General features: G+C 63.9%; 21 protein-coding genes. 13 read left to right on the top strand and 8 right to left on the bottom strand.

The genetic code is table 11. The annotated features are described in order from the left end of the window. Positions 1 to 9: 9 nt before the first annotated feature. The 7 genes from rfaE2 to P0D71_RS05300 all read right to left on the bottom strand — a co-directional run bounded on the left by rfaE2 (position 10) and on the right by P0D71_RS05300 (position 6487). Positions 10 to 492: a D-glycero-beta-D-manno-heptose 1-phosphate adenylyltransferase gene (gene rfaE2 / locus P0D71_RS05330; RefSeq protein WP_091800843.1), complete on the bottom strand. Its 483-nt coding sequence runs from the start codon at positions 490 to 492 to the stop codon at positions 10 to 12. A 157-nt stretch (positions 493 to 649) separates the two neighbouring features. Further along, a complete protein-coding gene (locus P0D71_RS05325; RefSeq protein ID WP_091796911.1) occupies positions 650 to 1522 on the bottom strand; it encodes a ferritin family protein in 873 nt (290 codons plus the stop codon). A 258-nt stretch (positions 1523 to 1780) separates the two neighbouring features. After that, the gene (locus P0D71_RS05320; protein ID WP_408184508.1) at positions 1781 to 2014 is read right to left on the bottom strand and encodes a hypothetical protein; all 234 of its coding nucleotides are present in this window, start codon (positions 2012 to 2014) and stop codon (positions 1781 to 1783) included. A gap of 72 nt (positions 2015 to 2086) precedes the next feature. Then, positions 2087 to 2908, bottom strand: coding sequence for a PhaM family polyhydroxyalkanoate granule multifunctional regulatory protein (locus tag P0D71_RS05315; protein ID WP_408479428.1), 822 nt, complete (start codon positions 2906 to 2908; stop codon positions 2087 to 2089). Positions 2909 to 2990: 82 nt separating this feature from the next. Then, positions 2991 to 3878, bottom strand: coding sequence for an enoyl-CoA hydratase/isomerase family protein (locus tag P0D71_RS05310; protein ID WP_408479427.1), 888 nt, complete (start codon positions 3876 to 3878; stop codon positions 2991 to 2993). A 134-nt stretch (positions 3879 to 4012) separates the two neighbouring features. Further along, complete coding sequence (locus tag P0D71_RS05305) at positions 4013 to 5245, bottom strand: ABC transporter substrate-binding protein (RefSeq protein ID WP_408479426.1); 1233 nt, start codon at positions 5243 to 5245, stop codon at positions 4013 to 4015. A 258-nt stretch (positions 5246 to 5503) separates the two neighbouring features. Then, a complete protein-coding gene (locus P0D71_RS05300; RefSeq protein WP_091796919.1) occupies positions 5504 to 6487 on the bottom strand; it encodes a fumarylacetoacetate hydrolase family protein in 984 nt (327 codons plus the stop codon). 126 nt (positions 6488 to 6613) lie between these two features. On the opposite strand from P0D71_RS05300, the gene P0D71_RS05295 reads away from it, so the two are divergent. The 8 genes from P0D71_RS05295 (at position 6614) to P0D71_RS05260 (ending at position 15146) form a co-directional block, all read left to right on the top strand. Then, positions 6614 to 7513, top strand: a complete 900-nt coding sequence (locus tag P0D71_RS05295; protein WP_091796921.1) for an IclR family transcriptional regulator — start codon at positions 6614 to 6616, stop codon at positions 7511 to 7513. 75 nt (positions 7514 to 7588) lie between these two features. Beyond that, entirely contained in the window at positions 7589 to 7753 is a 165-nt protein-coding gene (locus P0D71_RS05290; RefSeq protein ID WP_408479425.1) for a hypothetical protein, read from the top strand. Between the two features lie 107 nt (positions 7754 to 7860). After that, a complete protein-coding gene (locus P0D71_RS05285; RefSeq protein ID WP_408479424.1) occupies positions 7861 to 9237 on the top strand; it encodes a DUF3108 domain-containing protein in 1377 nt (458 codons plus the stop codon). Between the two features lie 182 nt (positions 9238 to 9419). Next, positions 9420 to 10208, top strand: a complete 789-nt coding sequence (locus P0D71_RS05280; protein ID WP_408479423.1) for an alpha/beta fold hydrolase — start codon at positions 9420 to 9422, stop codon at positions 10206 to 10208. A gap of 118 nt (positions 10209 to 10326) precedes the next feature. Then, a complete protein-coding gene (locus P0D71_RS05275; protein WP_007179533.1) occupies positions 10327 to 10584 on the top strand; it encodes a BTH_I0359 family protein in 258 nt (85 codons plus the stop codon). Positions 10585 to 10869: 285 nt separating this feature from the next. Next, positions 10870 to 11940, top strand: coding sequence for a homocysteine S-methyltransferase family protein (locus P0D71_RS05270; RefSeq protein WP_091796928.1), 1071 nt, complete (start codon positions 10870 to 10872; stop codon positions 11938 to 11940). Between the two features lie 91 nt (positions 11941 to 12031). Then, positions 12032 to 14749 (top strand): methionine synthase, encoded by a 2718-nt coding sequence (gene metH, locus P0D71_RS05265; RefSeq protein ID WP_408479422.1) that lies wholly within the window; start codon positions 12032 to 12034, stop codon positions 14747 to 14749. Positions 14750 to 14936: 187 nt separating this feature from the next. Then, the gene (locus tag P0D71_RS05260) at positions 14937 to 15146 is read left to right on the top strand and encodes an acid-shock protein (RefSeq protein WP_091796930.1); all 210 of its coding nucleotides are present in this window, start codon (positions 14937 to 14939) and stop codon (positions 15144 to 15146) included. Between the two features lie 144 nt (positions 15147 to 15290). Here P0D71_RS05260 and P0D71_RS05255 read toward each other — a convergent pair whose 3' ends face one another. Then, positions 15291 to 15617, bottom strand: coding sequence for a DUF1840 domain-containing protein (locus P0D71_RS05255; RefSeq protein ID WP_091796932.1), 327 nt, complete (start codon positions 15615 to 15617; stop codon positions 15291 to 15293). A 450-nt stretch (positions 15618 to 16067) separates the two neighbouring features. On the opposite strand from P0D71_RS05255, the gene argS reads away from it, so the two are divergent. The 5 genes from argS to P0D71_RS05230 all read left to right on the top strand — a co-directional run bounded on the left by argS (position 16068) and on the right by P0D71_RS05230 (position 21166). Continuing rightward, positions 16068 to 17858 carry an arginine--tRNA ligase gene (gene argS / locus P0D71_RS05250; protein ID WP_408479421.1) on the top strand — a complete coding sequence of 597 codons (1791 nt, stop codon included), beginning with the start codon at positions 16068 to 16070 and terminating at the stop codon, positions 17856 to 17858. A gap of 61 nt (positions 17859 to 17919) precedes the next feature. Next, a complete protein-coding gene (locus P0D71_RS05245) occupies positions 17920 to 18738 on the top strand; it encodes an SPOR domain-containing protein (RefSeq protein WP_408479420.1) in 819 nt (272 codons plus the stop codon). Positions 18739 to 18910: 172 nt separating this feature from the next. Then, a complete protein-coding gene (locus P0D71_RS05240) occupies positions 18911 to 19549 on the top strand; it encodes a thiol:disulfide interchange protein DsbA/DsbL (RefSeq protein ID WP_091800849.1) in 639 nt (212 codons plus the stop codon). 15 nt (positions 19550 to 19564) lie between these two features. After that, complete coding sequence (locus tag P0D71_RS05235) at positions 19565 to 20344, top strand: SDR family oxidoreductase (RefSeq protein WP_408479419.1); 780 nt, start codon at positions 19565 to 19567, stop codon at positions 20342 to 20344. 3 nt (positions 20345 to 20347) lie between these two features. Further along, positions 20348 to 21166, top strand: a complete 819-nt coding sequence (locus tag P0D71_RS05230) for a cobalamin-binding protein (protein WP_408479418.1) — start codon at positions 20348 to 20350, stop codon at positions 21164 to 21166. Positions 21167 to 21244 lie beyond the last annotated feature (78 nt).

Below are 21244 nucleotides of genomic sequence, written 5' to 3'. Positions count from 1 at the left end.
ACTCAGCCATTAGCCCTGAGTACGGACTTTCTTCAGCAACGCGGTGGTCGAGCGGTCATGCTCGAAGGGAATCGCCAACGCCTTGCCGCCCCAGCCTCGCACAATGGCCGACTCGGGCAACGTGTCCATGTCGTAGTCGCCGCCCTTGACGAGCACATCCGGTCGAAGCGCCGAAATCAACTCCACGGGCGTCTTCTCGCCGAAGCACACCACGTAGTCGACGCTCTCCAGCGCTGCCAGCAACGCCATGCGGTCCGCCTCGTTATTGATGGGCCGGTCGTCGCCTTTACCGAGCATGCGAACCGATGCATCGCTATTCACGCCGACAATCAGGCAGGCGCCCAAAGCCTTGGCGTCCGCGAGATAAGTGACATGCCCGCGATGCAGGATATCGAACACACCGTTGGTAAACACAACTGGCGCGCTCAGCGAAGGACGCAGCGTCGCCAGAGCATCGCGCGTCAGGATCTTGCGTTCAAAAATGGCAGCCATGACGGAGTCGGAAAGAGACAAGGAAGTGCCGTCACGATACACGGTGAACGGCATGAAGCAAAAAGGCCCGGCAAGCTCGCGCGTGCCAGGCCTTTCCTGAAACCCTCGAGCCGGTTCGCGGCGCGCGCCGCAAACCGGAGTCAGGCGCTTTCGACCATCAAGCCGGCTGTTCGGCCGACTTCTGCTCGGCCTGCAGACGCAGCACCACTTCCTTGCGGTAGCGGTTCAGTTCCTGCGCCGTGTTGAACGTGCGCTCGAAGAGAATCGACAGGTTGTGCAGAATGCGCTCCACCACCTTCTTTTCCCAGCTGTCGTCGAAACGGATCTGCTCGTCGAGCCAGCGTTCGAGCCATTCCGGATCCGGCAGACGCGATTGAATCGTGTCGCGCGGGAACAGCGCCTGGTTCACGTGCAGGTTGGTGGGGTGCAGCGGCTTTTCCGTGCGGCGAGCCGATGCCATCAGCACGCCGATCTTCGCAAACGCAGCGCGCGCGATGTCGCCGGTTTGCGACATGGCCTTCTTCATGTAGCGCAGATATGCGCCGCCATGACGCGCTTCGTCGCGCGAGATCGTTTCGTAGATGTGCTTGATGACCGGCTCGGTGTGCCATTCGGCGGCACGGCGATACCAGTGATTCAGGCGGATTTCGCCGCAGAAGTGCAGCATGAGCGTTTCGAGCGGCGGCGCCGGATCGAATTCGAAGCGCACCGCGTGCAGCTCTTCTTCGGTCGGGCACATTTCCGGCTTGAAGCGGCGCAGATATTCCATCAGCACCAGCGAATGCTTCTGTTCTTCGAAGAACCACACGCTCATGAACGCGGAGAAATCGCTGTCGTGATGGTTATCACGCAGAAACATTTCCGTGGCGGGCAACGCCGACCATTCGGTGATCGCGTTCATCTTGATCGTCGCCGCCTGCTCGTCGGTCAATAGCGATGCATCGAACTTGTCCCAGGGAATGTCTTTCTCCATGTCCCATCGAACGGATTCGAGCGATTTATAAAGTTCCGGATAAAGCATGGTGTTCATAGTCCCACCCCTGTTCTGCGCATACTGTCTGTGTCTGTTACTACTACGTGTAGCACTTTTGCTCACGACGAACGGATCGCACCGGGTGCGCGCCGTTTGCCGGCCAAGCATTCAATTTTACGCGGTAATCGGCCGCCCAGATGCACCTGGCGGCAAAGAAGTCCTGGCGTTTTGCGCCTACGCCTAACCTTAGGTTATGCGCTGCGCGGCCAACCGTGGGTGAGGGATACCCGTGCCTGAGGTCGAGCCAGTCTGCGATCAAGGCCGCACCGTCCAGCCCTGCGCCGGGGATACCGGCGGCAATGCAGCAAGGGCGGTTGGATTGGTTGTATTCAGCGCACGCCCAAAAGCCACATAAAAAAGCTTACACAATGATAGCACGCTGACCTGACGCAACCCGCACTGCAACAGACGCAATTCCGGTGCCTGGCTGATCTCGCGCAACCCATTGCGAGATTCGCGGAGTGTGTCGAAGATCGGCGTCAAATCCATGACAGACGGCGAATTCGCCGTTTCGGGCAGCGCCAGGGCTCGGACTCGCGCCGCCGCGTTTCATTCCTTCTGTTAGATAGACTTTTTCGTGGTTCTCGGGCTGGCGCTCGCACCACTTGTGGTGCTCGTACCACTCGTGCGCTTGGCCGACGTCGGCGCCCGCTTCGCCGCCGGCCGCGTAGCCGCGTGCTCCGCTTCCTGCGCGGGGGGCGGCGGCGCGTCGCTCGCCGGTTCAGCGCCGGATGCCGACGCCGCCTCTTCGCCTGGCGCGGAATCGGTTGCCGCGCTGCCAGCCGCGGCCGCCGGCTGCGTCATCGCGAACTGGGCGATCTGGTTGAACTGGGATTGCAGCAGATTCCACCACGCGGACGCGTCGAAGGGCGGCGTTGCCGGCGTTTGCTCTTCGTCGCCGGAGGGCTCTTCGGCCGACGAACCGGCGCTCGCCGAAGCAGCCGGTGCCGGGGTGGGCGCCGGTGCGGCCGGATGCGGCCAGCCCGTCGGCGCTGTGGGACTCGGCGCGGCGGAGGCCGCCGCGGGCTGCGTCATCGACGACTGCGCGAAGGCGCCGAACGCGCGCAGCGTCGCGAGCGTCGCGCGCTGCACTTCGAGCGCCTGAATCGCGGACTGCAACATGTTCAGATTCAGCTTGAGCCATTGCTCGACCGCGCGCATGTCGGTGATGCGCTTGTCGAGTTCCTCGACATTCGTGAGCGGTGCCATCATGTCCGACATCATGGAGAGCGAGGGACCGAGGCTGCCGCCCGGTTGCGCGCCGGAGAAAGCCGAGCCGAACGGCGACATGCGCATCATGCCCCACATGCGCTCGAGCATTTCAGCGGGCGGAAATCCAGGAAAGCCGGGAAAGGGCGGCGTGGAGCCAGGAGTGTCGGTCATGCTTGTCGCCTCGCTGCATAAAGAAAGGAAGGGGCGCCGTGCCGCGCGCGTCTGATTCGATCATACCGCGCGGACAGTGGCGTCACGAGCGCTCGCCGTCCACCGCGCCGCCGCCCGACGATTTCCCGCGCCACGGGTCGGCGCCGCCGAAATCCGGCGCGCGCCGCTCGCGCAGCGAGTTCACGCCTTCGCGCACATCCGGCCCGGCAAAACCCATGAATTCCAGCGCGAGCGACGTATCGAACGCGGGCCCTGCCGAGCGCAGCCAGTTGTTCAACGCGTATTTGGTCCAGCGAATCGCCGTTTGCGAGCCGTTGGCCAGCTTCTGCGCAACCTCGAAAGCCTTCGGCAGCAGTTCGTTTTCGTCGACGGCAAGCGACACGAGGCCAATACGCTCCGCCTCTTCGCCGCTCACCGGTTCGCATAGCATCAGGTAATACTTGGCTTTCGCCATGCCGCACAGGAGCGGCCACACGATCGCCGCGTGATCGCCCGCGGCCACGCCCAGACGCGTGTGGCCGTCGATAATGCGCGCCGTCTTCGCCGCGATCGAGATGTCGGCGAGCAGGCCCGCCACGAGCCCCGCGCCCACCGCCGGGCCGTGCATGGCGGAAACGACCGGCTTGCTGCAATTGATCACGTTGTAGACCAGATCGCGCGCCTCGCGCCACACGCGCGCGCGCACGTCGAAATCGGTTGCCATGTCTTCGACGAGTTGCAGGTCGCCGCCGGCCGAAAATCCCTTGCCCTCACCGCGAATGATCGCCACACGCGTATCGGGATCGCGGTCAATGTCGCGCCAGATCTCCGCGAGTTCAAAGTGCATGCGCGCGTTGGCGGTGGCGAGTCCGCTCTTGTTGGCGCCCTCGCCGCTCATCACGACTTCGAGCACGCCGTGCGGATGGCGATGCAACTGGAGCGCCTGATAGTGCGCGTAAAACGCGTCGTTACGGTGTGGTGCCTGAGACATGATGAGCAATCCGTATATCGGTGTATCTGTTGAACCGGGCCGCGTTCATTGAGCGCGCCGCCACCGCAAGTGCAAGCGGCGCGAGAAACATGAAACGGCCCGGCGTTTTACTGAGTGGCGCATGCGCCGCTCGTTCAGCGCGGCTGATAAACCCACTTCGCATTCTTGATCTCGACCATCACACGCGCCCGTTGATCGAGCCCGAGGTGATCGGTGGCGCTCATGTTGACGACGCCGTTGGTATCCGCGAGACCGCGCGTCGCTTCGAGCGCGTTGCGCAGTGCGCGGCGAAATTCCGGCGAGCCCGGCGCGCCGCTTTTCAGCGCGACCGGTACAGCCTGACCGAGCAGCATGCCCGCGTCCCATGTGTACGAGCCGAACGCCGACACGCTGCCCGTGCCGCGCACGGCTTCGAAGCGCGCGATGTAGTCGAGCGCGAGGCGCTTGGCCGGATGATCCGCCGGCAATTGCGCGGCGACCAGCACCGGACTCGCGGGCAGGAAGGTACCGTTGCAATCCGCGCCGCACACGCGCAGGAAGTCGTTATTGCCGACCCCGTGATTGTGATAGATCAGCCCTTTGTAACCGCGTTCCCGCAGCGTCTTCGGCGGCAACGCGGCGGGCGTGCCGGCCGCGCCGACCACCACGGCATCGGGATGCGTCGCCAGAATCTTGAGGACCTGGCCGGTCACGCTCGGATCGGTGCGATTGAAGCGCTCGCTCGCCACCATACTGATGTGATGCAGTTGCGCGAACTTCGCGACCTCGGTGTAGAAGGTTTCGCCGAGCGCGTCGGCCTGGCCGATGAACGCAATGGTTTTGACGCCGTGCAGGCTGGCATGTTCGGCAATCGCCGACGCCATCATCGCGTCCGTTTGCGGCGTCTTGAAGACCCAGTGGCGTTTCGCATCCACCGGCTCGATGATCTTCGCCGACGACGCCAGCGAGATCATCGGTGTTTCACCTTCGGCGACCACGTCGATCATCGCCAGCGAATTCGGCGTGATCGACGAGCCGATGATCGCATCGACGTGATTTTCGGAGATCAGCTTCTTGGTGTCCTGCACGGCCTGGGTGGTATCGGACGCGTCGTCGAGCACGATGTATTCGACGCGCTGACCGCCGATCTGCTTGGGCAGCAACGCAACCGTATCGCGTGCGGGAATGCCGAGCGACGCGGCCGGCCCGGTCAGCGACAGCACGAGGCCGATTTTCACCTGCGCCAGTGCAATGCCGGGCAGGATGCCCGCAACTGCCGCGCACAATGCAACGGCACGACGCGCGAGCCGCTTATGCGAACGATTCACGCGCAGGCTCGATGCGCGAGCGCGCCGGCTTCCAGGTTCAAGGGTTCCGATTTGCGGCATGCTGTCTCCTCACGGTTTTTCGTTTTTGATGTGCTGCCGATGGACTTGCTCGTGCCCGGCTCACGTGTCATTCACGCGCTGTTCTGCTTCGCGGCGTTCATGCAATGTCCCCACTGCCAGCCCGCCCCGGGCCGCGCCGCCGCGCCGCCGCGCCGCCGCGCCGCCGCGCCGCCGCGCCAGTCAGTGTAGCCGCGCGCACCGGCCGCGGCATCGGGCTAAACCCTTTCGCATCCGGCGCGGCGCGCGCCGGAGCGTGCATCAATCCAGCGGCGCGATGCCCTGGTCGATCGAACCGAAAATCGACTTGCCCGCTTCATCGAACATTTCGATCTTCACCGTGTCGCCGTACTTCATGAACTCGGTCTGCGGCGCACCGTGCTCGATCGTTTCGAGGCAGCGCTTCTCGGCGATACAGCAATAGCCGCGCTTGGCGTCCTTGTTCGATACCGTTCCCGAGCCCACGATCGCGCCCGCGCGCAGGTTGCGCGTCTTCGCCGCGTGCGCGATCAACTGGCCGAAGTGGAACACCATGTCGGTGCCGGCGTCCGGCTGACCGACTTTCTTGCCGTTCCAGTGGACGATCATCGGCCGGTGCACGCGGCCTTCGCGCCAGTGTTCGCCGAGTTCGTCGGGCGTCACCGCGACCGGCGCGAACGACGTGGCCGGTTTGCTCTGGAAAAAGCCGAAGCCCTTCGCCAGTTCGGCGGGAATCAGGTTGCGCAGCGAGACGTCGTTGACGAGCGTGATCAGACGCACGCTCCTGAGCGCCTGATCGGGCGTGGCGCCCATCGGCACGTCGGTGGTGATCACGGCGACTTCCGCCTCGAAGTCGATACCGAATGCCTCAGATGCGCACAGCACGTCATCCTTCGGTCCGATGAAGTCGTCGCTGCCGCCCTGATACATCAGCGGGTCGGTCCAGAACTCCGGCGGCATTTCCGCGCCGCGCGCGCGCCGCACCAGTTCGACATGGTTCACATACGACGAGCCGTCGGCCCACTGGAACGCGCGCGGCAGCGGCGCCATGCATTCCCTCGCGTCGAAAGCGAAGGTGTTGCGCGCGCGGCCCTGATTGAGCGCGTCATACAGATCGTGCAGTTGCGGCGCATAGAAGGCCCAGTCGTCGAGCACGCGCTGCAACGTGGGCGCGATTGCGTCGGCGACGGCCGCGGTGTGCAGGTCGCGGGACACGACGATCAGCTGGCCGTCGCGCGTGCCGTCCTTCAGCGTGGCAAGTTTCATAGATGAGTGAACCGTGTTAGTGACGATAGAAGGAATCTATTCTACGATGGTGAATCGGCGCAGCCCAAATGCCCGCGTCCGTCTCACCCGTGTATCACCTTTGAATGCGCTTCGTGCGCCTCGCTCATGCCTCCTATTGCCCGCTCCGGCGCGATCCGCACCGACGCCGACTCCGCCGAACCGCTCGACACGCCCGAATCCGAAGACGAAAGCGCCGACAGCGGCGAGGAAAAACTGCGCTCGGGCATCCAGTCGATCGAAGTCGGCTTCAGATTGCTCGATGTCCTGACTCACGAACCGCGCGCCATGATGCTGCGCGATCTCGCCCAGCGTGCCGGCATGAGCCCGGCAAAGGCGCATCGTTACCTGGTGAGTTTTCTGCGCCTCGGCGTGGTGTCGCAAGATCCTTTGTCGGGCCGTTACGAACTGGGCGGTTTTGCGCTGCAATTGGGACTCGCGCGGCTCGCCCGCGTGGACGGTGTGAAGCTCGCGCGCATCGCGCTGTCCGAATTGCGCGACCGGCTCGATCTCACGGTCGGCATCGCGGTATGGGGCAATCAGGGGCCGACCATGGTGCACTGGATGGAATCGAGCTATCCGGCAAAGGCGTCGCTGAAACTCGGCGATGTGATGCCGCTGCTCAGTTCCGCCACCGGCCTGCTGTTCGCGGCATATCTGCCGTCGAGCAAGACCGCCGCGATGCTTGAACGTGAACTGGCCGATTCGCGGCGCTCGTCACATATGGGTGGTCCGCGCACGCGAGACGAAGTCGAGCAGGTGCTCGCGCAAGTGCGCGAGCACCAGGCGGCGCGCGTGGAAGGCATGTTGCTGCCCACCATCCACGCGTTCTCGATGCCCGTATTCGACTCGACCGGCGAACTCGCGCTCGGCCTCGTCGCGCTCGGTCATGAGGGCGCGTTCGATATTCGCTGGGGCGGAGAAATCGACACGGCGCTGCGCGAGTGCGCGCAAAAGCTCTCGTATGAGCTGGGGTATAGTGCGGCGCCGCGTGACGAAAAGGCATGATGCCGTACGCGAGGTGCGGCGCAATCGTCGGCTCGGAAACAGAAAACCTGGTGAGCGGGCCGCCCGGCGTTGCATGTGTTGTATGCGTTGCTCGGTGCGTTGATCGGTGCGTTGCTCGGTACGTTGATCAGTGCGTTGCTCGGTACGTTGCTCGGTGCGTTGATACGTGCGTTGACTGTGCGTATTGCATGGGCGCGGAACATCGCTCGCGGCCGTGCGGTCGAATTGTTTCGCGGCTGACCTCGTCGCTTGCAGATGAGGCTGCGCCCGTCTTTCCTCAATAGCCGCAGCCCATACACGCTCGCCGTCAATCCCGACGCTTTCCTTCCGAACACGTTCACTTGCCGATGTCCTCAGCTCCCGCAGCCCGCCGTTCCGATCGCACCCCGCCCAGCGGGCCGCGCACCGGTATGCGTGCGGGGCGCTGGATCGCGGTGTTGCTGATCGTGGTCGTTTTGCACTGGATTGCCGCGCAATGGGTCGAGCGTAATCGCGCGACGCTGAATCCTTCGGACAACGAGCATGTGCCCGTGCAGGTCGCTTTGCTGACGCCCGAACGGATCGAACGGCAACCGGCCGCCGCCGCGACCTCCACGCCTGAACCAGCGCCCGCGCGGCGGGCAGCGGCGCGCAAGCCGCGCGAACATGTGTTGACGGCGCTGCAACCGACGAAGCAAGCGGCGCCGGTGGCGCCTGCCGCGGCATCGAACGCGGCGGCGAGTGCACCAGATGCAGCAGGCGCCAACGCGACTCCGAATGCCGCCGCGAGCGCCGCCGGCGCGGCCAGTGCCCCCGCTGCCGCGAGTGCGCCGCAAGCGTCGCCAGGCGTGAAATTCTCCGTCCCGCCATCCGGAGAACTGCAGTACGACACGTTCTACAACGGCGTGCGCAACCAACCCGGCACGATCCATTGGACGAGCACCGCACAAAGCTACGAAATGGTCGTCTCGGTGCCACTGCCTTTCGTCGGCACATTCGTGTATTCGAGTCACGGCCGCATCGACGCATTCGGCCTCGCGCCGGACCAGTACATCGAAAAGCGCGGCCGCCGGGCTGAAGACATCGCGATTTTCAATCGCACGGACAAGAAGATCGCCTTCACGCGCACCCCGGCCGCGCTACCGTTGCCCGATGGCGCGCAGGACCGTTTCAGCATGGTGATGCAACTCGCCAGCCTCGTGCGCGGCGATCCCGCCGCTTACAAACCGGGCGTGACGCGGCAGTTCTTCGTGGTCGACAACGATAGCGGCGAAAATTGGCCGGTCGAAACGATTGGCGACGAAACCATCCGCACGGACCAAGGCTTCCTCGACACGCGCCATTTCAAGCGCCTGCCCCGCCATGACGGCGATCTACGCCGCATCGACGTGTGGCTCGCGCCGTCGCTCGGCTGGCTGCCCGCGCGTATTGTCCAGACGGAACCGAACGGCACGCAGTTCGAACTGGTATGGCGCGGCAAGCTCAATGCCGGCAACGCCGACGGCTCGCCCGACAGCAATGGCGCAATGAGCACGGCTTCCTCTGACAATTCGACCGGGCCATCTACCCCCGCTTCACCGGCAGCTATAACCGGCGGTGGACCTTCTACACCCACTTCCCCGGCGGATACACCCGGCGCTGGACCTTCTGCACCCGCCTCGCCCGGTGGTGCAGCGCCTTCCCCAGCAGCCCCGCCAGTCGATTCGACCGAGCCCGCCAACGCGCCTGGCATCATCAAACCCTGAGAGCCGCCAATCCGAGCGCGGCCTCGATCAAATCGACGAAACTTCCACAACGAGGTCGACTCGCAACACATTGCTGCAACCGTTCGCGCCGGCGCTGCGTATACAAAGAAGTCGTACGGCCCAGATGGGCGACAGCGCGCGTGAATGGACCCTTCCACTGCGTTCCCCTTAAAGGAGCCCGCATGCAAGTGAACATCAACGGTATCGAAACGCGCTATGTGTTGAGCAACGAGGGCGGCGGCCCATGGCTGACGTTCGTTCACCAGCTCGGCGGCGATCTGTCCGTTTGGGACCAGCTCGCCGGCTATTTCCGCGACGACTACACCGTATTGCGCTACGACGTGCGCGGCCACGGCAAGACCGCGGCATCCGGCGCGCCCTTTGGCGTGGCAGACCTGTCACGCGATCTCGCCGCACTGCTCGATACACTCGATGCACCCCGTACTCATCTGGTCGGCATGTCGATGGGCGGCATGATCGCGCAGCAATTCGCGCTGGATCATCCCGCGCGCGTCGACACGCTGACGATCGCCGACACTAGCGGCGGCACGCCGCCGGAGGCCCGCGCCACCTGGGACCAGCGGGCTGCCGCGGCCCGCAGCGAGGGCATGGCCGCGCTCGTGCCCGCGACCTTGAGCCGCTGGCTGACAGCCGATTTTCAGGCTGCGCACCCCGAAGCGGTCGAGCAGATCCGCGACGTATTGATGCAGACGTTGCCAGAAGGCTACGCCATGGCGTGCGAAGCCCTGCGCGATTTCGACGTACGCAGTAAGCTGACAACAATCCGATGCCCAACATTGACCGTGGCGGGCCGCCACGACACGGGCACGCCGCCTGCTTCCACTCAGGCGATAGCAGACGCCATCGAAGGCGCACGTTTCGAACTGCTCGATGCCGCTCATCTTGCGCCGATCGAGCAATCTCACCGTTTTGCTGCACTGCTTGAAACGTTTCTTGAAAGGCCGGTCTAACCGGTAGGTTCGGAGCTTTTACATCCGTCAATCCGGACCCACCCCTTGAATTCCAAACCATACGCTCCACCTATGGCGCAGGAATGGCCAGGAGCCAACGGAAATAAGGAGTGTCGCCATGCAAATGATCTACAACAGCCCCAATTATTGTGTCGTCGAGTTTCCGCCGCAGGAAGGTCCTCTGGCCATGAAGTCAGGTGGCTATGAGATCGTCGACAAGAACATGCAGCGCGAGATCTATATCGACGGAGCAATGGCGGCGCGCTTTCGCGAGCACGTGCAGAAGTTGATCGAAGAGGAACCGTCGCTGGACGAAGTTGACGAATTCCTCGGCCAGTTTGACAGCCTGATGCATCAACCGGTGATTCTTCACTAAGCGAGAGGTCTGGCTTTACGTTTTTGGCGACATACATCGACCACGCCGTCAGGCCCCGTCCCGGGCAGCCCGGCGGTTTTTACAAGTTGGTCGGCAATTGTGAAGCGGCCCAGCAGCTTTTGCCTGACTGGGCCGTTTTCTTTGTAGCGCCGCTTTGGCGCTCTTTCGCATGCGGCACGCCTCGACAGGCAGGCGGCCGCCCGCCCGCCCGCGCCGGGCGGTTTCGTCCGGCAGCGGCTACAATGACAGGTTTCCCGAAAAAGCCGGCGCAAGCCCTCGTCCGCCATGAACCAGCCCGCTCAAACCGCCACGCCAGTCCGTCCCGACGCCGCCTACACGCGCGGCACGGCGCTGCCCGCGCTGCTCAAGTCGCGCATCCTGATCCTGGACGGCGCGATGGGCACGATGATCCAGCGCTACAAGCTCGACGAAGCCCGCTATCGCGGTGAACGCTTCAAGGACTACGGGCGCGACATCAAGGGCAACAACGAGTTGCTGTCGATCACGCAGCCGCAGATCATCAGCGAGATCCACGAGCAGTATCTGGCGGCGGGCGCGGACATCATCGAAACCAACACGTTTGGCGCGACCACGGTTGCCCAGGCGGACTACGGCATGGAAGACCTCGCCATCGAGATGAACCTCGAGTCGGCGAAACTGGCGCGAGCCGCCTGCGACAAGTATTCGACGCCCGACAAGCCGCGCTTCGTCGCCGGTGCGATCGGACCGACGCCGAAGACCGCGAGCATTTCCCCTGACGTGAACGATCCGGGCGCGCGCAACGTGACGTTCGACGAACTGCGCGCGGCCTACTACGAGCAGGCCAAGGCGTTGCTCGACGGCGGCGCCGATCTGTTCCTCGTCGAGACCATTTTCGACACGCTCAATGCGAAGGCTGCGCTCTTTGCGTTGGATGAACTGTTCGAAGATACTGGCGAGCGTCTGCCGATCATGATCTCCGGCACCGTCACCGACGCGTCGGGCCGCATTCTGTCGGGCCAGACGGTCGAAGCCTTCTGGAATTCGCTGCGTCACGCCAAGCCGCTCACGTTCGGTCTGAACTGCGCGTTGGGCGCGGCTTTGATGCGCCCGTACATCGCCGAACTGGCCAAGCTGTGCGACACCTATGTGTCGTGCTATCCGAACGCCGGCTTGCCGAATCCGATGAGCGACACGGGCTTCGACGAATTGCCCGCGGATACCTCGGGCTTGCTGAAGGAGTTCGCGCAGGCTGGTCTCGTGAATATTGCCGGCGGCTGCTGCGGTACGACGCCGGAACATATTGCGGCGATTGCGCAGGCGCTGGCCGAAGTGAAGCCGCGCCAATGGCCGACGCAATACCGCGACGCAGCCTGAGGCGAGCGGCGGTTCGCTGAGCCGCCTCCCCCGCCCGCAGTATCGCCATCGAACACGACGCACTTAATCGCAGCAATCGAGCACATACGCCATGACCGATCACACCTTGCGCCTTGCCGGCCTCGAACCGTTCAACGTCACGTCCGGGACGCTCTTCATCAACGTGGGTGAACGCACCAACGTAACCGGCTCGAAGGCGTTTGCGCGCATGATCCTGAACGACCAGTTCGACGAGGCGGTCGCGGTCGCGCGCCAGCAGGTCGAGAACGGCGCGCAGATCATCGACGTCAACATGGACGAGGCGATGCTCGATTCGAAAGCGGCGATGGTGCGCTTCATGAATCTGATCGCATCGGAACCGGATATCGCGCGCGTGCCGATCATGATCGACTCGTCGAAATGGGACGTGATCGAAGCGGGTTTGAAGTGCGTGCAAGGCAAGGCGATCGTCAACTCAATCTCGCTGAAGGAAGGCGAAGAGGCGTTTCGCCACCACGCCAACCTGATTCGCCGCTACGGCGCGGCCGCGGTGGTGATGGCATTCGACGAACAGGGCCAGGCCGACACCTTCGAGCGCAAGACGCAGATCTGCAAGCGCTCGTACGACTTCCTGGTGAACGAAGTCGGCTTTCCGCCGGAAGACATCATCTTCGACCCGAACATCTTCGCGATCGCAACCGGCATCGAAGAGCACAACAACTATGCCGTCGACTTCATCAACGCGACGCGCTGGATCAAGCAGAACCTGCCGTACGCCAAGGTGAGCGGCGGCGTGTCGAACGTGTCGTTCTCGTTCCGCGGCAATGACCCGGTGCGCGAGGCGATCCACACCGTGTTCCTCTACCATGCGATCCAGGCGGGCATGGACATGGGCATCGTCAACGCGGGCCAGCTCGGCGTGTATGCCGACCTCGATCCGGAGTTGCGCGAACGCGTCGAAGACGTCGTGCTGAACCGCCGTGAAGACGGCACCGACCGCCTGCTCGAAATCGCCGACAAGTTCAAGACCGGCGCCGCGAAGAAAGAAGAAAACCTTGAGTGGCGCAACCAGCCGGTCGAGAAACGCCTGTCGCACGCGCTCGTGCACGGCATCACCAACTTCATCGTCGAAGACACCGAGGAAGTCCGCGCGAAGATCGCGGCCGAAGGCGGCCGCCCGATCAACGTGATCGAAGGGCCGTTGATGGACGGCATGAACATCGTCGGCGACCTGTTCGGTCAGGGCAAGATGTTCCTGCCGCAAGTGGTGAAGTCGGCGCGCGTCATGAAGCAGGCCGTCGCGCATCTGATTCCGTACATCGAAGAAGAAAAGAAGCAGCTCGCTGAAGCCGGCGCCGACGTGCGCGCGAAGGGCAAGATCGTCATCGCCACGGTGAAGGGCGACGTGCACGATATCGGCAAGAACATCGTCTCGGTGGTGCTTCAGTGCAATAACTTCGAAGTGGTCAACATGGGCGTGATGGTCCCGTGCAACGACATTCTCGCCAAGGCGAAGGTCGAAGGCGCCGACATCATCGGGCTCTCCGGGCTGATCACACCGAGCCTCGAAGAGATGGCCTACGTCGCGTCGGAAATGCAGCGCGACGACTACTTCCGTATCAAGAAGATTCCGCTCCTGATCGGCGGCGCCACCACCTCGCGCGTGCACACTGCCGTGAAGATCGCGCCGCATTACGAAGGGCCGGTGGTCTACGTGCCGGACGCGTCGCGCTCGGTGTCCGTGGCGTCGAGCCTGCTGTCCGACGAAGGCGCGGCGAAATACCTCGACGAACTCAAGTCCGATTACGACCGGATCCGCGACCAGCACGCCAACAAGAAAGCGCAGCCCATGGTCACGCTGGCCGAAGCGCGCGCCAACAAGACGAGGATCGACTGGGCGAACTATCAGCCGGTCAAGCCGAAGTTCATCGGCCGCCGCGTGTTCAAGAACTTCGATCTGAGCGACCTGGCGAACTATATCGACTGGGGCCCGTTCTTCCAGACGTGGGATCTGGCCGGCCCGTATCCGGCCATTCTGAACGACGAGATCGTGGGCGAATCGGCGCGGCGTGTTTTCTCGGACGGCAAGTCGATGCTCGCGCGCCTGATCCAGGGCCGCTGGCTGCAGGCGAACGGCGTGATCGCGCTGTTGCCGGCCAACACGGTGAACGACGACGACATCGAAATCTACACGGACGAATCGCGCTCGGAAGTCGCGCTCACGTGGCGCAATCTGCGCCAGCAAAGCGTGCGTCCGGTGGTGGACGGCGTGATGCGGCCGAACCGTTCGCTTGCCGACTTCATCGCGCCGAAAGACTCGGGCGTGGCCGACTACATCGGCATGTTCGCGGTGACGGCGGGTCTGGGTGTCGACGTGAAGGAAAAGCAGTTCGAAAAGGACCACGACGACTACAGCGCAATCATGCTGAAGGCACTCGCCGACCGTTTCGCCGAAGCCTTCGCCGAAGCGCTGCACGCACGCGTGCGGCGCGACCTGTGGGGCTACGCGAATGACGAAACCCTCGCCAACGACGACCTGATCGCGGAAAAGTACCGTGGCATTCGCCCGGCGCCCGGCTATCCGGCTTGCCCGGATCACCTGGTGAAGCGCGACATGTTCGACGTGCTGCACGCCACCGAAATCGGTATGAGCGTGACCGAATCGCTCGCCATGTTGCCGGCGGCAAGCGTCTCCGGTTTCTATCTCGCGCATCCGGACAGCACCTATTTCTCGGTCGGCAAGATCGGGCAAGACCAGTTGGAAGATTACGCAAAGCGCATGTCGTTGTCGAAGACGGATGCGGAGCGGGCCTTGGCGCCTTTGCTTTAAGCGCGAAGCGGCAAAGCGAGGCGCGGCGAGGCGTGGCGTGGCGGGAAACCCACTATATCGGGCGAGAAAGACTGAATATTTGCGGCAACGTAATTTTCGGCTTTGTAGACTGAGGCGGCTTGACCCCGCCAGACGCGGCCAAAACGCGTCGGCTCATTAATTTGCAATCGTCAACGGAGAAAATCGTATGAAGAAGCTGACGCTGTTGTTGACCGCTGTTTCGCTTGCTTTGGGTGCCTCGGTGGCGCTGGCCCAACCCGCCGCGCCTGGCGGTTCCAGTTCGGTCAGTTCGTATTCGCCGCCCACGGTGAAACACGTCAAGAAACCGAAGAAACAGAAAGCGAAGAAAGGTGCGTCGGCTCCTGCGGCCGCTCCGGCGGACGCCGCCAGCCAGTAAGCAGCATGGCGGCACCGGCCGGTCCGGATCGCTGAACGACAAAGAGCCCGCAAGAAAGCGGGCTCTTTTCATTGGTGCGTCAGGGTTCGCGCCGCGAGGCGCCGCGGCTCGTCAGAGCGCAGCGGCCGGCGGACCGGCGCGGGATCAGAGACCCCAGACGATATCCGCGTTTTCCTTCTGCGCCGCGCGCAGCATGTCGAGGAACGGATACGCGCGCTGCGCGAGCCCCGGCGGAATCTCGTGATGATCGTGACCGTCTTCGCCTTCGTGGAAATGGCCGTCGTGCTCGGCACGTTCCTGTTTGTCGACGGAAATGGCTGCTTCGAGTTTCTGAATGGCCGGGGCCAGTTCGTCGTGAGTAATGACGCCGCGCTCACCCAGCCGCTTGCCGACGATGCCGACCAGATACTGCGCAAGATTTTCCAGCATCATCACGTCCGGGCAGGCGTGGCATTTGAAAGTAATCAGCATGACTGTTCCCTTTTTCGTTATGTTCGATTGGCGCGCGAGCGGCTCAAAGGCGACCGCCGGCGCGCGTTACGTTGGCTCGCCGATCAGGCGTGGCGGCCACGGCCCTTGCTGGGCATCTCATTGAACATATTAGCACCTGCTAAAATCCGTCTGGACGGAAAAGCGTGCCGCAATGCGCCGCACGCGGCGAAGCAAAAGTGGCGTGGCTGGGCCGGTTGGCCGCAACTCGCCTCATACCCTGCCCGCCGCGGCAGCCCATGACACGGCCGGTCGCCGCGCACCGCGCTTAACGCGTTGCAGGCAACGTGCCTGACGCCGCACACCCATTGCGCCCAACGCGCCGCGGCGGGTGCAGGCCGCTTTCCACGCTTCTGACGAACCGGTCGCGCCTGCCGCGCGGCCGGCGCCTCTTCCGCATCACCGGATTGCCTCACTGGACTCGCAACAAGCATGCTGCCTGCACATAAACATACCCTCGAAACACTGCTCGCCGACACGGTGAAGCAGGTCGCGACTGCCTCGCAAGGCGCGACCGAAGCCGCGTTCGTGTCGCCCACCATCACGCTGGAGCGGCCCAAGGTCGCCGCGCACGGCGACGTCGCCTGCAACGTGGCGATGCAACTCGCCAAGCCACTGCGCGCCAATCCGCGCCAGCTGGCGCAACAGATCGTCGACGCGCTGCTCGCGCAGCCGCAGGCCAAGGGCCTGATCGAAGCGGCTGAAGTGGCGGGCCCGGGCTTCATCAACCTGCGCCTCGCGGCCGCTGCCAAGCAGGCGGTGATCGCCGCCGTGTTCGCTGAACAGGAGCGCTTTGGCCGCTCGCAACGCGACGCCGGCAAGCATGTGCTGATCGAGTTCGTCTCGGCCAACCCGACCGGCCCGCTGCACGTCGGCCACGGCCGTCAGGCCGCGCTCGGCGACGCGCTCTCGAACGTGCTGGCTAGCCAAGGCTGGGACGTGCACCGCGAGTTCTATTACAACGACGCCGGCGTGCAGATCCGGACGCTCGCCCTGTCGACCCAGGCGCGCGCCCGCGGACTCGCCCCCGGCGACGAAGGCTGGCCGGCTTCGGCGTACAACGGCGAGTACATCGCCGACATCGCGAAGGACTATCTGAACGGCGCCACCGTGGCCGCGAGCGACGGCGAGCCGGTCACCGGCGCGCGCGACGTGGAAGACCTCGAAGCGATCCGCCGCTTTGCCGTGGCGTATCTGCGCCGCGAGCAGGACATGGACTTGCAAGCGTTCGGCGTGAAGTTCGACCAGTACTACCTGGAATCGTCGCTGTACAAGGAAGGCCGCGTCGAGAAGACCGTCGAGGCGCTGATCGCCGCCGGCAAGACCTACGAGCAGGAAGGCGCGCTGTGGCTGCGCACCACGGACGACGGCGACGACAAAGACCGCGTGATGCGCAAGACCGACGGCACCTACACCTACTTCGTGCCGGACGTCGCCTATCACGTCGCCAAGTGGGAACGCGGCTTTACCAAGGTCATCAACATTCAGGGCTCGGACCACCACGGCACGATCGCGCGGGTGCGCGCCGGCCTGCAGGGTCTCGGCATCGGCATTCCGAAGGGCTATCCCGACTACATCCTGCACAAGATGGTCACCGTCATGCGCAACGGTGAAGAGGTGAAAATCTCCAAGCGCGCCGGCAGCTACGTGACAGTGCGCGACCTGATCGAATGGTCGGGCGGCGCGACGCCGGGCTCGGAAGCCGCCGTCGATCTGATCGACGAGGAAACGATCCGCCGCGGCCGCGACGCCGTGCGCTTCTTCCTGATCTCGCGCAAAGCCGACACGGAATTCGTGTTCGACATCGACCTCGCGTTGAAACAGAACGACGAGAACCCGGTGCATTACGTGCAGTACGCGCATGCACGGATCTGCTCGGTGATCGCCGAATGCAAGGCACGCTACAGCACGGACGAAAGCACGCTGGCCGAGGTCGACGTCGCCCCGCTCACCAGCGAACGCGCGATGGCCCTGCTGAACAAACTCGCCGAATTCCCGGACATGCTGCAACACGCCGCCGACGAACTCGCGCCGCACGCGGTCGCGTTCTATCTGCGCGACCTCGCCGGGGAATTCCACTCGTTCTACAATGACCGTGCCGAACGCGTGCTGGTCGACGATGCGGCCGAGCGCAATGCACGCGTGGCGCTGCTCGCGGCCACGCGTCAGGTGCTGGCCAACGGTCTCGCGACGATCGGCGTCTCCGCTCCCGTCAAGATGTAAGTCCTCCGGCGCAACATGCATGCGGCCGTCGTTATAATCGGCGGCCGTTCCAGGATTCTTTTTGCAGGTGATTCATACGATGGCAAAACCACGCCGCACAACAAAGCAATCGAAACAAACCGGGGGGACTTTTCTCGGCATCGTGCTGGGCCTGATCGTTGGCCTTGCGATCGCGGTAGTGGTGGCGCTGTATATCACCCGTGCGCCCACGCCATTCGTCTCGAAGGTGGCGCCGCCCCCGGCGTCCGACGCCGGCGCGAGCCAGCCGCAATACGACCCGAACCGTCCGCTGCAAGGCAAGACGCCGGGTCAGCCGGTGCCGCAAGCCGCGCAACCCGCGCCGCCGAACACGGCGCCGGGCCAGACCAACCCGCAGACGCAGTCGGGCATGCTGGAAGAGCCGCAAATCGTCGAAGTGCCACCGGCTAACGGCAACAGTGGCAATGCGAATGGCACAGCGGTTGCGCCGAAGCCCGCGCAGGACAACGGCAACGGCACGGCCGCCACGCCGGCTAAGAAGCCGCAAGCTTCCAGCACGCCGGCCGCCACCGCGGCAGGTTCCGCGCCGAAGAGCAGCTCGTCGGCCACCGCCGCCAACGCCAAGCCCGGATCGGGCACGGCGCCGGCAGCGGGCGACGCGAACACCGGCTACTTCCTGCAAGTCGGCGCCTACAAGACCGCGGCGGACGCCGAACAGCAGCGTGCGCGTCTCGCGTTCCAGGGCTTCGAATCGAAGGTCACGCAGCGCGACGCCGGCGGCGTCACGTATTACCGCGTGCGTATCGGGCCGTTCTCGAAGTTCGAAGACATGAATTCGAGCCGTCAGCGTCTGTCCGATGCGGGCGTGGATACCGCGGTGATCCGCTTCACGAAGCAATAAGCCAACAAAAAACAAACGGTGATTTGCCGGGACGCGCCGCCGCCGAACTATCGGCGCGCGGCGCGTGTCACAAGCACGAAGGACGGCCGAAACCGTCCAACGCCGAAATCTGAAGACGGTGGCGGGCTTTCGCGTGGCGCCACTGTTTTACGCCTACTTGGGTCAACACAACATGAAAAAACTGCTGAGCATTCTGTTCCTCTCGCTGGGACTCGTTGCCGCCACGGCGCAAGCGTCGCCGGCCGCGCCGGTGTCGGGCAAGGACTACACCGTGCTGCCCACGGCGCAGCCGACCGACGTGCCCGCCGGCAAGATCGAAGTCACCGAATTTTTCTGGTACGGCTGCCCGCACTGCAACGAATTCGACCCGTACCTCGAAACGTGGGTGAAGAAGCAAAACCCCGACGTGGTGTTCAAGCGCGTACCGGTCGCCTTCCGCGACGACTTCATTCCGCATTCCAAGATGTATCACGCGCTGGACGCACTCGGCCTCGCCTCGCAGCTCACGCCGAAGGTCTTCAATGAAATCCACGTCAACAAGAACTACCTGCTGACGCCGGAAGATCAGGCCAAATTCCTCGCGAAGAACGGCGTCGATCCGAAGAAATATATGGACGCGTACAACTCGTTCTCGACGCAAAGCGCGCTGCAGAAAGACAAGAAGCTGCTGGAAGACTACAAGATCGACGGCGTGCCGACGTTGGCCGTGCAGGGCAAGTATGAAACCGGCCCGGCCGCGACCAACAGCCTGCCGGGCACGCTCCAGGTGCTGGACTACCTGGTCGCGCAAGTCCGCGCCAAGAAGATGTAAAGCCGAGGCGCCGGAATGAGTTCACCGCTGAAGGTTTTCATTACCGGCGCTTCGAGTGGCATTGGCCTCGCGCTCGCCGCCGAATATGCGCGGCGCGGCGCGATTCTCGGCCTCGTTGCCCGCCGCGGCGACGCCCTCGCCGCGTTCCAGCAGTCCCATCCGCAGAACACCGTCTCCATCTATTCCGTCGACGTTCGCGACGCCGAAGCGCTCGCCGACGCGGCCGCGCAGTTCATCGAGCGGCACGGCTTGCCGGACGTCGTGATCGCCAACGCCGGCATCAGCCGCGGCGCGGTCACGGGCCACGGCGATTTGCGCACCTTTCGCGAAGTGATGGATATCAATTACTTCGGCATGGTCGCCACCTTCGAGCCGTTCGCCGCCGCGATGATCGCCGCGAAACGCGGCACGCTGGTGGGTATCGCCAGCGTCGCCAGTGTGCGTGGCTTGCCGGGGTCCGGCGCGTACAGCGCGTCGAAATCGGCGGCGCTCAAGTATCTCGAAGCGTTGCGCGTGGAAATGCGGCCGTATGACGTCGGCGTGGTCACCATCGCGCCAGGCTATATCCGCACGCCCATGACCGAGCCCAACCCGTACACCATGCCTTTCCTGATGGACGCCGACCGTTTCGCGGTGAAGGTGGCGCAGGCGATCGAACGTCAAACGGCGTTCGCGGTGTTCCCCTGGCAGATGCGCATCGTGGCCATGCTGCTGCACGTGCTGCCGCGTTGGCTCTACGACCGCGCGTTCGAACGCGCGCCGCGCAAGCCGCGCGCCGCCACAGAAGCCGAGTAAGGCATGCACCCCCGTGCGGTCGATGCAGCCGGCGTCGCGCACGAACCAGCCGGCGCCGCGGCACGCATCGTCTCGCTGGTGCCGAGCATTACCGAACTGCTGTTCGCGCTCGGTCTCGACCGGCAGATTGTCGGCCGCACCGGCTTTTGCGTGCATCCTCACGACAAGGTGCGCGAGGTCCGCAAGGTCGGCGGCACCAAGGCCGTGAACCTCGACGCCATTCGTGCGTTGCGCCCCACCCATCTGATCGTCAATATCGACGAAAACGAACGCGATACCGTCGAGCAACTGCGCGCGTTCGTGCCGCATATCGTCGTGACGCATCCGCGGACACCGCAGGACAATCTGGTGCTCTACACGCTGCTGGGCTCGATCTTCGATCGGACGCGGGAAGCGCAGCGCCTGAGCGAAGCGCTCGAAGCTCGGCTAGACGAAGCGGCTGCGCACGCATTCGCGCCGCAAAACGTGCTCTATCTGATCTGGCGCGAGCCGTGGATGACCGTGGCGCGCGACACCTATATCTCCGCGATGCTGCGACTCGTGAACTGGCACACGCTCCCTGATGTGCAAGGCGGTGCGCAAGGCGCAGGACGTTACCCAACGCTCGATTTCGACACCGCGCCATGGCTTGCCCACGTCGATCGCATCCTGCTCTCCAGTGAGCCGTATCGCTTCACGCAGGCCCATTGCGACACGCTGAAACGCGACGCGCGGCTGGCCGGCAAGCGTATCGAGTTGATCGATGGGGAAATGGTCTCGTGGTACGGCGTGCGTGCGATCGAAGGTATCGCCTATCTGCTGCGGCGCGCAGCGGCGGCATAAGCGTCGACGCCGCGCCGCGAGGCCGGACAACCTTCCATATGAATATGCGGATTATGTTGTTGTCGGCGCAACCACCCT

Source organism: Paraburkholderia sp. RL17-383-BIF-A (genome assembly GCF_046028015.1).
Classification (GTDB): Bacteria; Pseudomonadota; Gammaproteobacteria; order Burkholderiales; family Burkholderiaceae; genus Paraburkholderia.
This window is presented reverse-complemented; position numbering and strand designations above follow the sequence as displayed.